Origin of the sequence: Paenibacillus sp. FSL W7-1332, from assembly GCF_037969785.1 — a bacterium.
In the GTDB taxonomy this organism is placed as follows: domain Bacteria; phylum Bacillota; class Bacilli; order Paenibacillales; family Paenibacillaceae; genus Paenibacillus_AQ.
In genome coordinates this window covers 4,171,454-4,187,243 of record NZ_CP150209.1, presented here as the reverse complement: position 1 = coordinate 4,187,243, position 15,790 = coordinate 4,171,454, and the positions used below count along the sequence as shown (strand labels likewise).

General features: G+C 49.3%; 16 protein-coding genes and 1 pseudogene. 14 read left to right on the top strand and 3 right to left on the bottom strand.

What is annotated here, in order from left to right; all coding sequences use genetic code 11:
• Positions 1 to 5 precede the first annotated feature (5 nt).
• The 8 genes and pseudogenes from MKX98_RS18695 to ptsP all read left to right on the top strand — a co-directional run bounded on the left by MKX98_RS18695 (position 6) and on the right by ptsP (position 6,952).
• A pseudogene (locus MKX98_RS18695) lies at positions 6 to 445 on the top strand (PTS sugar transporter subunit IIA).
• Positions 442 to 705, top strand: a complete 264-nt coding sequence (locus MKX98_RS18690; RefSeq protein ID WP_113058962.1) for a PTS sugar transporter subunit IIB — start codon at positions 442 to 444, stop codon at positions 703 to 705. Before MKX98_RS18695 ends, MKX98_RS18690 begins: the two are co-directional and overlap by 4 nt.
• Before the next feature lie 23 nt (positions 706 to 728).
• Positions 729 to 2,024 (top strand): PTS ascorbate transporter subunit IIC, encoded by a 1,296-nt coding sequence (locus MKX98_RS18685; protein ID WP_071220774.1) that lies wholly within the window; start codon positions 729 to 731, stop codon positions 2,022 to 2,024.
• A 97-nt stretch (positions 2,025 to 2,121) separates the two neighbouring features.
• The gene (locus tag MKX98_RS18680) at positions 2,122 to 3,114 is read left to right on the top strand and encodes a phosphotriesterase (RefSeq protein WP_339217738.1); all 993 of its coding nucleotides are present in this window, start codon (positions 2,122 to 2,124) and stop codon (positions 3,112 to 3,114) included.
• Between the two features lie 13 nt (positions 3,115 to 3,127).
• Complete coding sequence (locus MKX98_RS18675; protein ID WP_339217736.1) at positions 3,128 to 3,886, top strand: creatininase family protein; 759 nt, start codon at positions 3,128 to 3,130, stop codon at positions 3,884 to 3,886.
• A 36-nt stretch (positions 3,887 to 3,922) separates the two neighbouring features.
• Positions 3,923 to 4,657, top strand: coding sequence for an SIS domain-containing protein (locus MKX98_RS18670; protein WP_194544834.1), 735 nt, complete (start codon positions 3,923 to 3,925; stop codon positions 4,655 to 4,657).
• Positions 4,658 to 4,919: 262 nt separating this feature from the next.
• A complete protein-coding gene (locus tag MKX98_RS18665; RefSeq protein ID WP_260068352.1) occupies positions 4,920 to 5,189 on the top strand; it encodes an HPr family phosphocarrier protein in 270 nt (89 codons plus the stop codon).
• On the top strand, positions 5,189 to 6,952 hold the full coding sequence (gene ptsP, locus MKX98_RS18660; RefSeq protein ID WP_339217731.1) for a phosphoenolpyruvate--protein phosphotransferase: 1,764 nt from the start codon (positions 5,189 to 5,191) through the stop codon (positions 6,950 to 6,952). The genes MKX98_RS18665 and ptsP overlap by 1 nt, the downstream gene beginning before the upstream one ends.
• A 163-nt stretch (positions 6,953 to 7,115) precedes the next feature.
• Here ptsP and MKX98_RS18655 read toward each other — a convergent pair whose 3' ends face one another.
• Entirely contained in the window at positions 7,116 to 7,508 is a 393-nt protein-coding gene (locus MKX98_RS18655; RefSeq protein ID WP_339217729.1) for a hypothetical protein, read from the bottom strand.
• 265 nt (positions 7,509 to 7,773) lie between these two features.
• Here MKX98_RS18655 and MKX98_RS18650 point away from each other — a divergent pair, with 265 nt between their 5' ends.
• The 5 genes from MKX98_RS18650 (at position 7,774) to MKX98_RS18630 (ending at position 13,812) form a co-directional block, all read left to right on the top strand.
• The gene (locus tag MKX98_RS18650) at positions 7,774 to 8,451 is read left to right on the top strand and encodes a response regulator transcription factor (protein WP_220684958.1); all 678 of its coding nucleotides are present in this window, start codon (positions 7,774 to 7,776) and stop codon (positions 8,449 to 8,451) included.
• Between the two features lie 17 nt (positions 8,452 to 8,468).
• On the top strand, positions 8,469 to 9,809 hold the full coding sequence (locus tag MKX98_RS18645) for a HAMP domain-containing sensor histidine kinase (protein ID WP_339217725.1): 1,341 nt from the start codon (positions 8,469 to 8,471) through the stop codon (positions 9,807 to 9,809).
• A gap of 320 nt (positions 9,810 to 10,129) precedes the next feature.
• The gene (locus MKX98_RS18640) at positions 10,130 to 11,071 is read left to right on the top strand and encodes a hypothetical protein (protein WP_339224519.1); all 942 of its coding nucleotides are present in this window, start codon (positions 10,130 to 10,132) and stop codon (positions 11,069 to 11,071) included.
• Between the two features lie 258 nt (positions 11,072 to 11,329).
• Positions 11,330 to 11,806: a YqeG family HAD IIIA-type phosphatase gene (locus MKX98_RS18635; RefSeq protein WP_220684960.1), complete on the top strand. Its 477-nt coding sequence runs from the start codon at positions 11,330 to 11,332 to the stop codon at positions 11,804 to 11,806.
• Between the two features lie 548 nt (positions 11,807 to 12,354).
• Entirely contained in the window at positions 12,355 to 13,812 is a 1,458-nt protein-coding gene (locus MKX98_RS18630) for a S8 family serine peptidase (RefSeq protein ID WP_339217721.1), read from the top strand.
• Positions 13,813 to 14,488: 676 nt separating this feature from the next.
• Here MKX98_RS18630 and MKX98_RS18625 read toward each other — a convergent pair.
• A complete protein-coding gene (locus tag MKX98_RS18625; protein ID WP_339217719.1) occupies positions 14,489 to 14,611 on the bottom strand; it encodes a hypothetical protein in 123 nt (40 codons plus the stop codon).
• A gap of 216 nt (positions 14,612 to 14,827) precedes the next feature.
• On the opposite strand from MKX98_RS18625, the gene MKX98_RS18620 reads away from it, so the two are divergent.
• A complete protein-coding gene (locus MKX98_RS18620) occupies positions 14,828 to 15,304 on the top strand; it encodes a GNAT family N-acetyltransferase (RefSeq protein WP_194543078.1) in 477 nt (158 codons plus the stop codon).
• 71 nt (positions 15,305 to 15,375) lie between these two features.
• On the opposite strand, the gene MKX98_RS18615 is transcribed toward MKX98_RS18620, so the two are convergent.
• Positions 15,376 to 15,717, bottom strand: coding sequence for a helix-turn-helix domain-containing protein (locus MKX98_RS18615; RefSeq protein ID WP_071220787.1), 342 nt, complete (start codon positions 15,715 to 15,717; stop codon positions 15,376 to 15,378).
• Between the last annotated feature and the right edge of the window lie 73 nt (positions 15,718 to 15,790).

The window sequence follows — 15,790 nt, the reverse complement described above, 5'->3', positions numbered from 1 at the left end:
TGAGAATGAAATTTTTGGAACCGTCGCTAATTGCCTTGGATGTTGAGGCCGAGACGGCCGAAGAAGCGATCCGCTTAGCGGGAGAACTGCTGGCGAAAGCGGGTGCGGCGGAAGAACGTTATGCCGACGCCATGGTGAAATCTTATCGTGAAAGAGGTCCGTACTTTGTTCTTGCACCCCATATCGCACTTCCGCATGCCCGTGCGGAGGATGGGGTGAAGGAAGCGTCCGTCTCGCTGATTAGATTGAAGAAACCGGTCGTATTCGGCCATGCGGCCAACGACCCGGTACAGCTTGTATTTGCGCTTGGCGGCTCCTCAAGTTCGGAGCATATCGCCATGCTGCGCAAGCTGACTTGCTGAGCAGCCCGGGCAGCATTGAACAATTCATGCATGCAACGGATGTTGAGACAATCCAACAACTCATTAGGGGGAACGAACAATGAAAATTTTATGCGTATGCGGTCTTGGACAAGGAACGAGTTTGATTCTGAGAATGAATGTGGAGAACGTCCTGAGCGGTATGGGAGTAAGTGCCGACGTGGAGCACACGGACGTGTCAACGGCATCCGGAACCGCAGCCGACTATATCATTACAAGCAACGAGCTGGCCCAAAGCCTTCAAGGGCATGCGGCCCAAATTGTGATCGTCAACAACTATTTCGACACTAACGAAATCAAACAGAAGCTGGAAGAAGTGCTGTAAACCATTAGAAAGGGAGAGGGCATATGGACGTACTTTTTTGGATTGCCACCAACATTTTTGGAACGCCCGCCATTCTGCTCGGATTCATCGTTCTGGTCGGCCTTCTGCTTCAGAAGAAATCAACGAGCCAGCTTGTAAGCGGCACCTTTAAAGCGATTATCGGCTTCCTCATCATCGGTGCAGGCTCTGATGTTATCGTGAAAGCCTTGAATGTATTCGAGCCGATGTGGAAGGAAGTCTTCGGATTGGAGAGCGGAACCCTCGGTACCTTCATGGGGCAGGAGGCATTCAATTCCAAATTCGGCAGCGCCGTTACGCTCGCCATGCTCATCGGCTTTCTGATCAACGTTCTGCTGGCACGCTTCACCCGGTTTAAATTTATTTACCTGACCGGACACATGATGTTCTGGACGTCGACCGTTTTTGCTGGCGTGATCGTTCATGCGGCCAGCGGCATCTCGATCTGGAAGCTGGTACTTATGGTCGCTGTCGTCCTTGGTGTGTATTGGACATTCCAGCCGGCGCTGGTTCAGCCGTTCCTTCGTAAAATTACGGGCAACGATAACATTGCGCTTGGTCACACCTCGGCCTCGGTTGCCTTGCTAGCTGCCTTGTTCGGTAAATTATTCGGCAACAAAAACAACGATTCCGAGAAAATCAAAGTACCCAAAGGCTTCGAGTTTCTTCGCGATTCCAACGTCATCACTGCACTCAGCATGGGGGTTTTGTTCCTGATCGGAGCCATTATTCTGTCGACGAAGGGCACGCCGGCGGCTGCGGAGCTGATGAAACAATCGGGTGACCAGAACTTTATTATCTACTCCATTATCCAATCGTTCACATTCGCAGGCGGAATCGCCATCGTTCTGATGGGGGTCCGGATGTTTGTCGGCGAGCTGGTTCCGGCCTTCAACGGGATCGCTACTAAACTGGTACCAGGCGCCAAACCGGCACTGGATGCGCCGGTTGTATACCCTTACGCGCCGAATGCGGTGGTTCTTGGCTTCCTGGGAGCTTTCGCCGGAGCGATTATCTGGCTGCTTGTACTTGGCAACACCGTATCATACATTTTCGTGCCAACGATGATCGTCTTATTCTTCCACGGGGCTACGGCGGGGGTATTCGGGAATTCGACAGGCGGTGTCCGCGGAGCTGTTATTGGCGGCTTCATCACTTCGACCGTGGTCGCTTGGGGACAGTTTCTGATGGTTCGCTTCTTTATCGCCTCGACGGTGCCGGATACGGCCATGTGGGCAGCTGATTCCGATATGTTCATCATTGGGCCGATTCTGCACTTCCTGGCGAAGCTGTTCTTCTAGAGGTTATTCAAAAAGCAGCTGACTTTTTGAATGTTGAACACGCATTTTTAGAGATCTGGCCAGGTTCCAATTTTATAGAGAGTGGAGGAGAAACGATATGGGCTTTATTCGTACTTTACATGGAGATATCAGCAAAGAGAAACTGGGCTTTACGTATTCCCACGAACATATCGTATGCCGTCCGGCCTACTGGCAGGAACGGGGCGAGGACGATTTGCTCCTGGACGATAAAGAGAAGTCCAAGCTCGACGTTCTTGACTTCAAACAACACGGCGGACGCTCGATCGTGGACGCTACAGCCATCGATTATGGACGAGATGTTCAAGCGGTACAGGAAATCGCAGTTGAAACCGGCATTCATATTGTAGGAACGGCGGGCTTCAACAAAAGCTTTCTGTGGGACGCCAAAATCAAAGAGGAGCTTAAACCGCTGATCGGCCACTATGAAACCTACGCCCAGTGGATTGAAGCAAAAAGCATCAACGAGCTGGCGGATTTCGTCATCCGGGAGGTTGAAGAAGGGCTGGAGGGAACGTCTTTCAAAGCAGGCCAGGTTAAATTCGGGACAGGCTATAACCGCATTACGCCTCTGGAGGAGAAGACGCTGCGTGCTGTAGCGCGCGCTCATCATGAGACAAAGGCGCCCATTCATTCCCATACCGAGGTTGGCACCATGGCGCTGGAGCAAATCGGGCTCCTGAAGAGCGAAGGTGTGGATCTGTCTTTTTTGAGTCTGGGGCATATGGACCGCAATCCCGACCCGTACTATCACGAGCAGATCGCCGCAACGGGGGCCTTTATGAGCTTCGACGGTATCGGCAAGATCAAGTATGCACCGGAAAGCACCCGAATCTCGCTTATTCTGGAGCTTGTCCGCAAAGGCTTCGAAGATCAAATCCTCATCAGCGGAGATACCGCCCGGAAAACCTACTACAAGCATTACGATCAGGGTCTCGGTCTGGAGTACATTATTTCCAAATGGGTACCGCGCTTTGTGGACGAGGCGAACCGAAACGGCTTTGACGGACCAAAGCTGGTGAAGAAATTTTTCGTAAGCAACCCGGCCAACTGCTTTTCATTTAAAAAGTAAGGGGGGTGCCACTATGAAATTCGAACTCGAAAATTCGGATGAGGTGAAGGATAAAATACGCCAATTCCGTGCTGCCATCCTTCCTATTGGTGCCGTTGAAGCGCATGGTCCCCATCTGCCGCTGGGCACGGATAACCTGCTCGCGACCAGACTCGCGGACAGATTAGCCGAACGGACAGAGAGCTTCGTTCTGCCGACCCTCCCCTATGGCCAGGTGTGGAGCTTGCGCAATTTCCCGGGGAGCATCAACGTCTCAAATGAAGCACTCATCCGGCTGTTAGCAGATATCGGCGAAAGCTTGTACCAGCAAGGATTCCGCATTTTCGTCATGGTGAACGGCCATCTCGGCAATGCGGTTGCACTGAAGGAAGCTGCGAGAGTGTTATACGAACGGGTGCCCGCACTAAAAGTGTTCTACTTCTTTTACCCTGGCACGAAGGAAGTAACGGCTTTGGTACGAGAAGCTTCGGCTGCGCACGCGAGCTATATGCATGCTGATGAAATCGAGACATCCTATATGCTCTATCTCGCGGGCGAATATGTGGACATGAGCAAGGCGATCGATGGTGCCCCGCAGATCCCGATCGAAGCGGATTGCACGCCAACGCCGTGGGAGGAAATGACTTCCACTGCCGTGCTTGGGGATGCAACGCTGGCAACGAGGGAGAAGGGGGAGAAAATCATCGAGCGCAGTTTGGAAGTGATGGCCGGGATGGTTCTCCGGGCTAAAAGAGCATTGTCAACCGATGATCAACCGGAAGAGAACAGATAGCATTGCAATTACAGGAACAACGAGGTGAAAAAGACGATGATGAACACCTATTTTGATGTGATTGGCGGGTTGTTGAACAAAGTTCGAACCGAGCAGGCCAAGCCGATCCGTGAAGCGGCGGAGAAGGTAGCGACCTGTATTCAGCAGGGCGGGATTATTCACTTGTTCGGCTGCGGACATTCACATATATTGACCGAAGAAGTCTTTTACCGAGCAGGCGGACTTGTACCGATTCGTCCGATTCTGGTTGAGAAGCTGATGCTTCATGAAGGCGCGGTCCGGTCGTCCGAGCTGGAAAGACAAAACGATCTTGCCGTTGAGTTTATGGAGAAGCAGGATATTCGCGAAGGCGAGATTGTATTCGTATTGTCCACTTCGGGGCGAAATCCCGTTCCTGTAGATGTCGCTTTGATGGCGAAGGAGAAGGGGGCCTTTACTGTAGGCATTACCTCTCTGGAATATTCCAAAAGCATGCCCTCCCGACACAGCAGCGGCAAGCATCTGGCGGATGCCGTTGATCTGGTGATCGACAATTTCTCGGTCAAGGGCGATGCCGTATTGAGCCATCCGGGCCTCCAGGTACCCTTTACGCCGAGCTCGACGGTGATCGGGGCCCTCATTTTGAACTCCCTGTTCGCCGAATCTATTGAGATTATGATTGAAAAAGGCTTCAACCCCCCTGTATTTCTCAGCGGAAATATCGATGGTTCCGATGAACACAACAGAGCGCTGGTTGAGGCTTATAAAGGACGGATCGCTTTACTGGCATGATAAAATGAGCTTAGCGAGAAATAGCTTAGCTTCCGAAATGAACGTAAGTCCGAAAACGAAAATCATCCTACCTAAGCGGGAAGCAGTCATTATTAGCATATATACGAATTGCCCATGAGCAGGATCTTGAACAATAAATAAAGCAGGCCGCCTGGCAAAGATCAAGCACGCGAACGTCAGGGATACGGAAGAGTGAAGCCGTAACTGCGATTTCTGCAAGAAAATTGTCTCGGCAGGCCGTTACAGGATGAGGAGGAAAGACATGTTCACACAAACCGTAACCATACAGAATGAGCAGGGCTTTCATGTCCGTCCGGCTCAGCTTTTCTCGGAAAAAGCGGGACAGTTTGGAGGAGAGGTTCATCTGAGAACTAGCGAAGGACGCTCCGCAGATTGCAAAAGCATGCTGGAGCTGATGACGCTCGGCATTGAACAAGGGGCTGTCGTGACCATCGAAGCTAATGGAGATGGAGAACAAGAGGTAGTCGAAGCACTGGTACAGCTAGTCGAAAGCAAGTTTGGTGAAGCCTGATGAAGAAGCTGCATATTCAAGGAATCGGCGTATCGGAGGGAATCCGGATCGCAAAGGCATACATCTACAAGCCTTCGCAGGGGGCAAGCAGCGACAGCAGCCCCGATGAGAAGGATATTCCCGATACACCGGCCGCTATCGATGCCGAGCTTATCAAGCTCCGTGAAGCCAAAGCCAGCTGTGCGGAGCAATTGGATGCGCTGACGGAAAAAGCGAAGGAAGCCGTGGGCGAAGAGCAAGCCGGTATTCTTGCGGGGCAGCGGAAGCTTCTGGAGGATCCTGCCTTCTATCCGAAGATGGAGACGCGGGTTCGGGAGAAGCTGGAGCCAGCGCCAAAGGCCGTTGCCGAAATTGTGAGTCAGGTCGCTTCCATGTTGGAAGGCATGAACAATGATTATATGAAGGAACGCGCCGCAGACATACGTGACATCGGCAATCGTCTTCTCGCTTGTCTGTCGCCAGGGCATTCGCGCGGCTTTACGGGTATCACCGAACAGGTAATTTTGGTTGCCGACGATTTGGCGCCATCGGATACGGTTCAGCTGGACCCTGACTTGGTGATCGGTTTTATTACTCGCACTGGAGGAGCGACCTCGCATACCGCTATTCTCGCACGGTCGCTCGGGATTGCGGCTATTGTCGGCGCTGGGGTCGGCGTCGACGGCATTGAGGACGGCGACACGCTCGTCCTCGACGGATCCGCCGGGCTGTGCGTTGCCCGGCCGGACAAGGCAGAAGCGGAGCAGTATCGGCTCCGCATGCTGCAGGACCTCGAGCGCAGGCAGTCGCTCGAGGCGTACGCGGCGCGCCCGGCAGTGACCGCCGACGGCGTGCGCGTGGAACTCGCGGCGAACATCGGCAGCGCCGCGGAAGCCTCGACCGCCGTCCTGCAGGGCGCGGACGGCGTAGGGCTGTTTCGCACGGAGTTCCTGTTCATGAACGCCCAGGCCATGCCGGGCGAGGAGGAGCAGTTCCGTGCCTATCAGGAAGCGGCCCGGACGATGGAGGGCCGCCCCGTAATCATCCGCACGATGGACATCGGCGGAGATAAGGAGCTTCCGTATCTGCAGCTGCCCAAGGAAGCGAACCCGTTCCTGGGCTACCGTGCGATACGGGTAGGGCTTGTCCGCCAGGAGCTGCTTCGCACGCAGCTGAGGGCGGTGCTGCGGGCCAGCGCATTCGGTACGGTAAAGGTGATGTTCCCGATGATCTCCGGCCTGCAGGAATGGAGGCAGGCAAGAGCCATCCTGACGGAAGTGCAGGCGGAATTGAGGCAGGACGGCATCCGGTTCGACGAGCAGATGGAAGTTGGCATCATGGTTGAGATTCCCTCAACGGCCGTGTTGGCGGAACGATTCGCGAGCGAAGTCGATTTCTTCAGCATCGGTACGAACGACCTTGTGCAGTACACGGTCGCGGCGGACCGCATGAATGAACATGTCGCGCACCTGTACGATTATTATCATCCAGCCGTGCTTCATCTAATCCGCACGGTCATTGAGGCATCCCACACGGCCGGTAAATGGACCGGCATGTGCGGAAGTATGGCGGGTGATCCGCTCGCGGCACCGCTCTTACTCGGACTCGGGCTCGACGAATGGAGCATGGAGGCAAGTGGTCTCAGCCGGATCAAGGAAAGGCTCGCTACTCTGGATCGTCAGGAATGCCGCGAGCTGGCGAAGCGCATACTTCGTCTCGATACGCCTCAAGCCGTACGTCAAGCGCTGGAGGAATTTCATCACATGAAACAGGCAGTGGTATAGATTACGGATTCACATGACTTGTCCAACATAGCAGGTGTTGGGGGTTCTCAGAAGTGGTATACCCGTATGCGTGATCCCTAGTTGGGGTCAAATAGCTGCTGCATATAAAGAAATGGCGGTGCAGGGGGTTCCCCTATGCCGCCATTTCTTTGTTATCGACTATTTACTCTTTACGACGCAGTACATTGGCTATTACGCCAACGATTAAGCCCCAAACCGCATTTATTGCAAAGACACTTATCATTGCCAGCGGATTCGTTAATGGACCTTGCAATGTTCCATCGATAAGGGGAGAGGTAATCCCGCTGATAATGGTAGCAAATAAGGCATAACTCAAACCCGCAAAAACAAGAATGACAACGGGATAAGCCGTTCTTTTGAATAGAACGAGCATGAGCCAGGCCAAAGAGATGAGAACCGTCATCAGAATGCTGCCGAATGCTTGGCCGATCAGCTCCATGATCCCGGTCATCTTCATGATGGGTCTGACAAGCGCTAAAGCGCCCAGACCGAGAATGAAAAGCAGGTTTTCTTTTACGATATCGATTGTTTTCATATCCAATCCGTTCCTTTCCCATGTATGTGTTAATCTGTCGCCTGATGAAGTCGATAAGACCCCGTCCGATTCATCCTCCAACTTGTATGAATATTGCCAGTGTCTGCATTGATTTTCCCGGCTGTTGATAACATTAACAAATCCATGTTGTGAACTTATGACGATGCTTGGTGATTTACGTGATTTTTCCGATGGATTTCCCGATCTCCTGACAGCCATAATATGCTAGACTACCTATATATTACTTTTAGGAGTCCATCATACGATGAAGACATTTACTATTTTGTACATTGAAGACGATCAGGAAATCGGTTCCTGGTCCAAGGAGTTTTTAATCAGTCAGGGCTATGAGGTGATATGGAAGAGTTCAGGCTATGATGTGGAAGCAGCAATGGAACATTGCGATCTTGTCATTTTGGACATTATGCTTCCGGGTCTGGACGGATTCACGGTCGGTCAGCGGCTAAAACGAATCAATCCCGCTGTGCCCATCCTGATGCTTACGGCCAGAACCGCAATCGAGGATAAGCTTACCGGATTGTCTTTTGCCGATGATTATATGACAAAGCCGTTTCATCCGGATGAGTTGGCTGCCCGGATTCAAGTCCTGCTCAGGCGCTCCGTCACTGCGGAACCGGAACAGCTTCTGATCCGGCATTTAATCATCGACCGAACAGGAAGCCGTATATGGAATTCCGTAACCGGGGAAGAGATTGTGCTTACAGGTAAGCAGTTTCACATATTCATGTATTTCCTGGACCATCTGAATCATATTTTGACCCAGAAGCAGATTTATGAAGCCGTATGGGGCGAGCCGCATCTGAACGGAGACAAGACGTTGAATGTGCATATCCGGCATCTGCGAGAGAAGATCGAGCTGGATTCCGGCTCCCCCCAAATTATCGAGACCATCCGCGGCGTAGGATACCGGGTGCGATCATGAAGATCCGCGGCTCGTTAATGAGCAAATACCTGATCCTTATTTTGACCGCCTTATTGCTATGGCCGATCATACCAGCCCTGTTTTATTTACCTGGTTATATGTTTAGTGATCATCCAGTATATCGTCCGGAAGAGATAACCCGCATGTGGCAGCAGGAGGCAGACAACCTGGACGGTGCAGGTAGGGATAGGATTATTTCTAGACTGGGAGAGTTGAACGAGGACTATCCGGATGCTGAAATATTTTGGGTAGACCCGTCAGGGAGGACGAATGCAGTCAGAGACCTCTCGGAAGATATACCTGAGCAATGGACTTATGAGGATATTCTCTCGATTCGAGCGCAAGACCGTTATCAAGAAACGCTGTTCTTAACCTCCCTCATCGGAAACGATCCGAAGCAAGGCTTTATGGTGATGCGGCTCCCGGATTCCCATATCCTTGATGCAGAGATGTCGCTATCGGGAAACCTGCCGCTCATCTTTCTGTTTCTAATGATTTGTGTATGCTTCTTTATGCTGTCATGGCTGTTCTTCATTAAGCTTCGCAAAAGACTGATCAGGCTCCAATCCACGATGACCGTAAATGGATTGAAAGAAATTCCCGACGAAGTCACGATTATGAAGAACGACGAGATTGGAGAACTCGAAGGCTCGTTTAATCGGATGGTGAAGGAGCTCAAAGAAAGTCAACAACGGGAGCGGGAGGAGGAGGAACTGCGCAAGCAATTCATTTCAACGATTTCCCACGATCTTCGTACCCCGTTAACTGTCATCAGGCAACATGTCCATACGGTTCGCAATAATCCTGCTTCTCCCCAGGGACAGGTTTCACTTTCTGTCATCGAGCATAAGCTGGACGACATCAGTAATCTGATGGATAATCTTCTGTCATACACACTGTTATCGGCGGGGAAGTATCCGCTGCACAAACAGCCGATTGATATCGTAGAAGAAGTCCGGAATCGAGTGGCTCAGTGGTATCCAGTATTCGAGGCTAAGGGATTTGATGTCTTTGTCGAGCTTCCTGATGAGACGTTATTATGGGATGTGGATCCATTGTGGTTTAACCGGATCCTGGACAATGTGTTTCAGAATGTAGTACGCCATGCGGGAGCGGGTCGCTACATCGGCATTCAAATGATTGATCGTGAGAAGCAGCTGATGCTGGTCATCAACGATAAGGGCCCTGGCGTCTGCAACGAGACGCCTGAAAAAGGCGCAGGGATCGGTTTGTCCATTGTATCGATGATGGCCAAGGAGATGGGGATGCAATGGGAAATGAAATCCGACGCAGACGGAAGTGCGTTTTATATCTGGATTGATAGCAGTTGGAGTGTTATAACTCACGAGACAGATTAAGCCATGAGAAGGTAACAGTATCTGAAACGAATGCGAGTTCGTTATCGATTTTATGTTTGTTATTGGAATATATGTAACGTTTTCTTTCAAAGACCAGGGAAGAAGCTGCGTACAAGTCGCTCAGAATGACTTTTACAAGCTTCTTTTTTTGAGCGTTGGCTTACCTATCCAGGATAGAGAGTTTACAGCTTCACGTAAACGAAATTAACCCAAACTTAAACTTGAGGTCACTTTGCCTTTCGATAAGGGAGGTAGAATGGGGTGTAAAGTGAAGGCTGAGTTATTAAGGAGGTAAGTTAACCAACATGAAGATTGAGCATATAAAAGTTTCAGCAGAGCTCCAGACAGCGCGATGGACAAAGATGCGTAGAAATTGTGGTTATGGCGCTGCCCTAGCGGTGACGCCGTATTTGTTGATTAAACTGGCATGGAGCCTCGGTTACTTCATACCAACCGAGCAAATGGGAGATGTAAGTTGGCGTGCGATCAACGCAGCTACCGCAGTGCTTGCGGCGATCGGAATTCTACTGGCATTGGCGTTCACCAGGCCGTGGGGTGAACGCCTGCCTGCATGGCTGATTGCCTTTCCCGTATGGGTTGGCACGGGTCTGCTCGTTCCCATGCTGGTCTTGGCACCGGTGCTAGGACCGGCAGCTATGACTCGGGATCAGGAAGCAGGGGCAGCCGATGTTTGGGTGTACGAACAATTCTTTGTCATGGTCTCGCTTGTTGGCATCGGCATTTGTCTGCCTCTCGCCTTCGCAGGGTATGCGAAGACACGGTGGCCGGAGGCGTTCGGTGATTCGATTGACTATAGCAGGTTGCCCGGTAATACTTGGGTACTGCAGCATACATTGTCCAGGCTGGTTGGAGCAGGCTGTATCCTGCTAGGTACCATTAAGGTGTTCTGGGCTGCTGGAGGCACCCTCGGCATGGATCCGGCCAGATTGGACGATCGTGATGTGTGGTGGCATCTGCTGACGTTTAGTACCGGAGCGTGGTCCATCGCGGGGGCGTGGGGATTGCTGGTGCTAACTTCCCAGCGTGGGTCGCAGCGTTTTCTGTACCCGATGGCATTGGCTTGGATTTCGTCGGGCATGCTGTTCTCTTATAATCTCTTTTCCGCTATTCGTACCGATTCGCAGTTCTCGCCAGAGTACCCGCTGCTGCGGATGCTGACCACAGAGGCCGGTGTCATCTTAGGTGTAATGATGATTATGATCATTCTGCTCGTTCTGCATGATCGACGTCGTGCCTTGTAGACGATTCGTTGGAACACGTCATGTGTAGTGCGATATCGATTCGGAACATTACGTCGTTCAGGCAGCGAGTATCCTTACCTGTCGGAAGGAAAAAACAAACATGCTCTTGAAGTCGCGGAAATCGCGGCTTTTTTGTTTAGGCGAAACTAAACATACAGACCATCTAAGAGAAATGATTGTTCAAAAGTATGATTTTAACAGAATGAAGGCAATCTATACACGATTGGCTCACTTATATCAAGGTAGTGGAGGATATGTATGTCTATTTTTAAACCATCGAAAATTGCGCGCTCGATATATGAGATTGACGGAGAAACACTCCAGCAGGCAGGTATTAAAGGGATCATCCTTGACTGGACCAATACCATAACGACGAAAAATGCTGAATCCATAACAGATTTGATGAAAGATTGGCTGAATAACATGCAGTCCCGATACGGAATCAAGGTGATCATCGTCTCTAACAGCAAACCTCCGATGCATGGCCATGGACAGATCCATGAGATTCCAGCATTGTTCGAAGCCGGTAAACCGAAGAAAAAAGCGTTTTTAGCCGCATTGAATCTACTCGGAACCCGCAGTAACGAGACAGCCGTTATCGGAAACGGCATCATTACTGATTTATGGGGAGGAAACCGTCTGGGGATGTACACGATTTTCATATCTTCTTCATGGGCGAAACCTCAGATTTTAGGCGTAGTCAAACGACTATTCGTAAAAGTGCTCCGAGTATAAACATGCGTGCTACAGTTGGAACATAATTGATGTGATTTGAGGGGTGAAGGGATTGGATTTTTTGGCCGCGTTCACTATTTAAGATATTTTAATATTTCTCCACTTTTTACTTAAATTATCTTCCCTAAACGGTAGACGGCTATTTTGTGGGTTTCGATAATTACGTAGAGCTGCTGGGAAGTCTTCCTTCCACAAGGCGGCATTTAACACGTTTTACTTCAGCGCGGTCAGCGTTCCGCTCATGGTTATGATGTCACTCGGCTAAGCGATGCTGCTCCATAAAAGTACATATTTTCAAAAATGGCTTCGGACCGCTTATAGAATGCTGCTAGGAAGTGAAAGTTAACCATTTACTTATGAAGAGGATCAGGGCTAAAAGAATTGATAGCGCTTAATCGTATCAGCGACATATAAACATGTTATTATAGACTGCAACCCCGAAGATATATTAGGTTCGGGGTTGTTTTTTGTTACTTCATTCAACTAGCCAAATGAATGATCAAGCAATAAGCTAAAGATGTATATTGCTTTAGAAGGAGCATGAATCCATGAGAGTATTACCTGAACCTACGTGGGCACGACTAGGCTTTTCAGAAGCTCCGGATTTTATGGAATCCGGGAAAAACATGGGTATCGTCATCATTGATACAATTACCCCTCATCCTGCACTTCAGCATTTAGGCGATCGATTACAATACGTCACCGTTCATGACGACTTCTCCATTACATGCCGAAATATTGCTTTAGAAGAGTCCCTTGAACATGAAGACGCTAGTGGTGAGCATGGGTTGATGACACTATTGGCACTATCTCATAAACCTTTTGTTTTCCAAGGAAAAACGCATATAGGCATTGCACCGGCGGCACATTATATCGTGCTTAATCACGGGGCGTTCAAGACTGGGGAAGGAGAACGATTAAAAGCCGGGATCGAGTGGATATTGAATAAGCAGAAAGAATGGAATATTCGAATCATATTAAGTACGGGATGGCATGCACTAGATCATCAGGTATATCTAAAAAGCACAAGCAAAAACAGCACGGTTCAGGCACTAGCTTCAGCCGTTAGAAGTGGGGTTCTTGTGGTCTGTGCAAATGGGAATACGAGAACAGCGAATATGTTGCCGCCTCGCGAATATCTAGCCGTGGGGGGATACAATGACCGAGGCCACGCAGAGCGCCACATCCATGTACCATTTCCCGATGAACCGTATGGACGAAATGCCGAGGGGCACTTCAGGCCTGACGTTCTAGCACCACGAGTATACTTGACCGTTCCTTTTTGTGAATTCATTAAAAAAGCAGATGTCGTTTCCTATTATGAGGGAACATCAGGCGCAGCAACACTCGTAACCGGAGTCGTAGCATACCTAATGTCTACATTTCAAGGTTTAGATGCAGCAACTCTACGCACTGCGTTGACGACATACGGTGATCGTATACATGGCTACGATAATCTAGCCCCCAGGGTTAACGTCGCCAAAACAAAAACCGCAATTGAATTGGGTCAGATAACGAATCAACCCCAAGGAGCTTTACGGTCCCTGCGGATCAGGGACACACATATCGCACTACATTCCCAAGATGACATCAAAAGGGCGATATCCCTATCTACTCTCGTGGAAAGGCAGCTTTGCTCACGGAACCTTTTATGGCAATATTCATTCGATCGCTCGCCAATCGTAAGAAAAATCGCTGTTTGTGCTTTGGAAAAGCCCATAAACGAATATGAGCGAGAGGTTTTCTGGGAGCGATTAGCTCAGGAATCGGAAGGCGGCGTCCGTGGTTGGTATGCCTATGCATTATTGCAAGACGCAAGGAAAAATGAAGGTTCCAAGTGGATTCCATTGTCAACGGATATCAATTGGACGGTTCGATGGTGTGTAAGGGAGTACCTTGCCATGTTTCCTGACTTCTTTCCGCAATTTGAACCGACGCATGATCCAGATTCTATAATATCAAAAGCCTCTCCGCTAATACAATGGCTAAGCGGACAGACTGAATAAGAGGATAGAATGGATAAGCGCGGAGCCCCATTTTCCCGAAAGAGCTGGAATCCGATTCATTAATGTGAACGCGTCGGACAATTGATGGATAGTGTGCAAGGATGTATTGGTGTGCACAGCTATATGTGGCGTACGCTAATGTGTCGGTGTGCATAGCTGTATGTGGTGTGCATCTGAAGTGTCGGTATTCACTGCTGTATGGGATTGCATCTGATGTGATGTGTGCACACCTATATGCGAGTGCGCTATTGTGTCCGTGTGGACAGCTGTTTGTGGCGTGCGTCTGATGAGTTAGTGTGCAGCTGTATGTGGAGTGCACTGATGTGTCGGTGTGCATAGCTGTATGTGGTGTGCGATGTGTCGGTCTGCACAGAGCTATATACGGTGTGCATAGCTGTATGCGGACAGGAGATCCGCTATTTCCCAACAACTGTACCGAAATCACCGATTCGCGGACACAGAATCCGTTATTCTCGGATTTTTCTTATTTTTTGCTGTGATTTGCAGGCAATAGCGGAACCTGTGTCCGCCTAACCCTATGTTCAGCACCTTTTCTTACAAATAGCGGAACCACGGTCTATACGGAGTTGGTTAAATAGCTTCTTCCTCATAACCCCCTAAAGATGATTAGTTTCCCTTATGGGTTTTCAACAATGTCTGCTTTAAGGGGATTCACTTAATTAAATGTATCTTCAGCCTCTTCAGCCTCTGCCTCTATATATCCGTCAGCAGAAAGCGGTGTAACAGATGTATAAGCGGCAACGATGAAAATGGGATACCGTTCATCTGGTTGATCCATCAACAGGAATGCTAAAACGCAGCTTATATGAGCAAAAAAATAAAACCGGCACAATAATGTGCCGGTTGATTCATACTAACCTAAAAAAGGCATGGATACATAATAGTCTATAAAAAATTTCAATATAAGTCTATTACTTTTTTTGGATAAATTGTATGTTATACAAGCGACCGCGGCGCAACGATCAACCCAAGATAATGAAGGGAGAAACCTTGCATGATAACACTCAGGAAAATCACGTTGGAAAACCGACGTGCCATATTTAATCTGGAGGTCTCAGAAGATCAACGGCGCTTCGTAGCGTCCAATTTATCGAGCGTGGCTTCGTGTTATGTCCTTGCAACCAATGGGGGGCAGCCATTTCCATTTGCCATTTACGCGGATGAGCAGCCGGTTGGTTTTGTTATGATTACCTACAGAATCACCGGATATGAACTTCCGACAATCGCAGACGACAGCTATTGCATCCTGCGGCTGATGATTGACAAGCAATTCCAGAACAGAGGCTATGGTCGGGAAGCCATGAAAAAAATCTTGGAATTTGTCCGTACCTTTCCTGCGGGGCCTGCACATTACTGCTGGATTTCTTATAAGGCTGATAACGCAGCCGCCAAAAAGCTTTATGAAAGCTACGGCTTCCGTGATAACGGCGAAATCGAAAACGACGAGCTAATAACCGTTTTACGACTTTAATTCTCTGCTTCAACGGATCAACCCATGAAAGCCGCATTTTATGCGGCTTTTTTGCAACAAGAAAATAGGGCTCAATGATGTTGGTTCTTTACTCCCCACTCACATAACTGTTCCAAAATGGGTAATAGAGTTTCCGCTTTATCTGTAAGACTGTACTCGACTTTTGGCGGAACTTGAGGATATTCTTTGCGTGTCACCAGACCATCCGCTTCCAGTTCTTTGAGCTGTGAGCTCAATGTTTTGTAAGTGATCGCTCCTATTTGTCTTTTCAGATCATTAAAGCGAACCGTTTGGTTTTCAGCCAAGAGGTACATAATCACCATTTTCCATTTGCCGCCAATAATCGAAATGGTATAACCAAAAGGTGTGTCTTGGACATTCTTAACTTTACCTTTAAATTCCTCCATACTCATACTGATACACTATCCTTTCGGGTAGTACCTATCATAAATGTGCGTACTACTTTTATATTTGTGCTCAGTCTAT

Coding starts and splice junctions, on each gene's coding strand:
- MKX98_RS18690 (WP_113058962.1), top strand. CDS start 442: ATGAAAATTTTATGCGTATGCGGTCTTGGACAAGGAACGAGTTTGATT.
- MKX98_RS18685 (WP_071220774.1), top strand. CDS start 729: ATGGACGTACTTTTTTGGATTGCCACCAACATTTTTGGAACGCCCGCC.
- MKX98_RS18680 (WP_339217738.1), top strand. CDS start 2,122: ATGGGCTTTATTCGTACTTTACATGGAGATATCAGCAAAGAGAAACTG.
- MKX98_RS18675 (WP_339217736.1), top strand. CDS start 3,128: ATGAAATTCGAACTCGAAAATTCGGATGAGGTGAAGGATAAAATACGC.
- MKX98_RS18670 (WP_194544834.1), top strand. CDS start 3,923: ATGATGAACACCTATTTTGATGTGATTGGCGGGTTGTTGAACAAAGTT.
- MKX98_RS18665 (WP_260068352.1), top strand. CDS start 4,920: ATGTTCACACAAACCGTAACCATACAGAATGAGCAGGGCTTTCATGTC.
- ptsP (WP_339217731.1), top strand. CDS start 5,189: ATGAAGAAGCTGCATATTCAAGGAATCGGCGTATCGGAGGGAATCCGG.
- MKX98_RS18655 (WP_339217729.1), bottom strand. CDS start 7,508: ATGAAAACAATCGATATCGTAAAAGAAAACCTGCTTTTCATTCTCGGT.
- MKX98_RS18650 (WP_220684958.1), top strand. CDS start 7,774: ATGAAGACATTTACTATTTTGTACATTGAAGACGATCAGGAAATCGGT.
- MKX98_RS18645 (WP_339217725.1), top strand. CDS start 8,469: ATGAGCAAATACCTGATCCTTATTTTGACCGCCTTATTGCTATGGCCG.
- MKX98_RS18635 (WP_220684960.1), top strand. CDS start 11,330: ATGTCTATTTTTAAACCATCGAAAATTGCGCGCTCGATATATGAGATT.
- MKX98_RS18630 (WP_339217721.1), top strand. CDS start 12,355: ATGAGAGTATTACCTGAACCTACGTGGGCACGACTAGGCTTTTCAGAA.
- MKX98_RS18625 (WP_339217719.1), bottom strand. CDS start 14,611: ATGGATCAACCAGATGAACGGTATCCCATTTTCATCGTTGCCGCTTAT.
- MKX98_RS18620 (WP_194543078.1), top strand. CDS start 14,828: ATGATAACACTCAGGAAAATCACGTTGGAAAACCGACGTGCCATATTT.
- MKX98_RS18615 (WP_071220787.1), bottom strand. CDS start 15,717: ATGAGTATGGAGGAATTTAAAGGTAAAGTTAAGAATGTCCAAGACACA.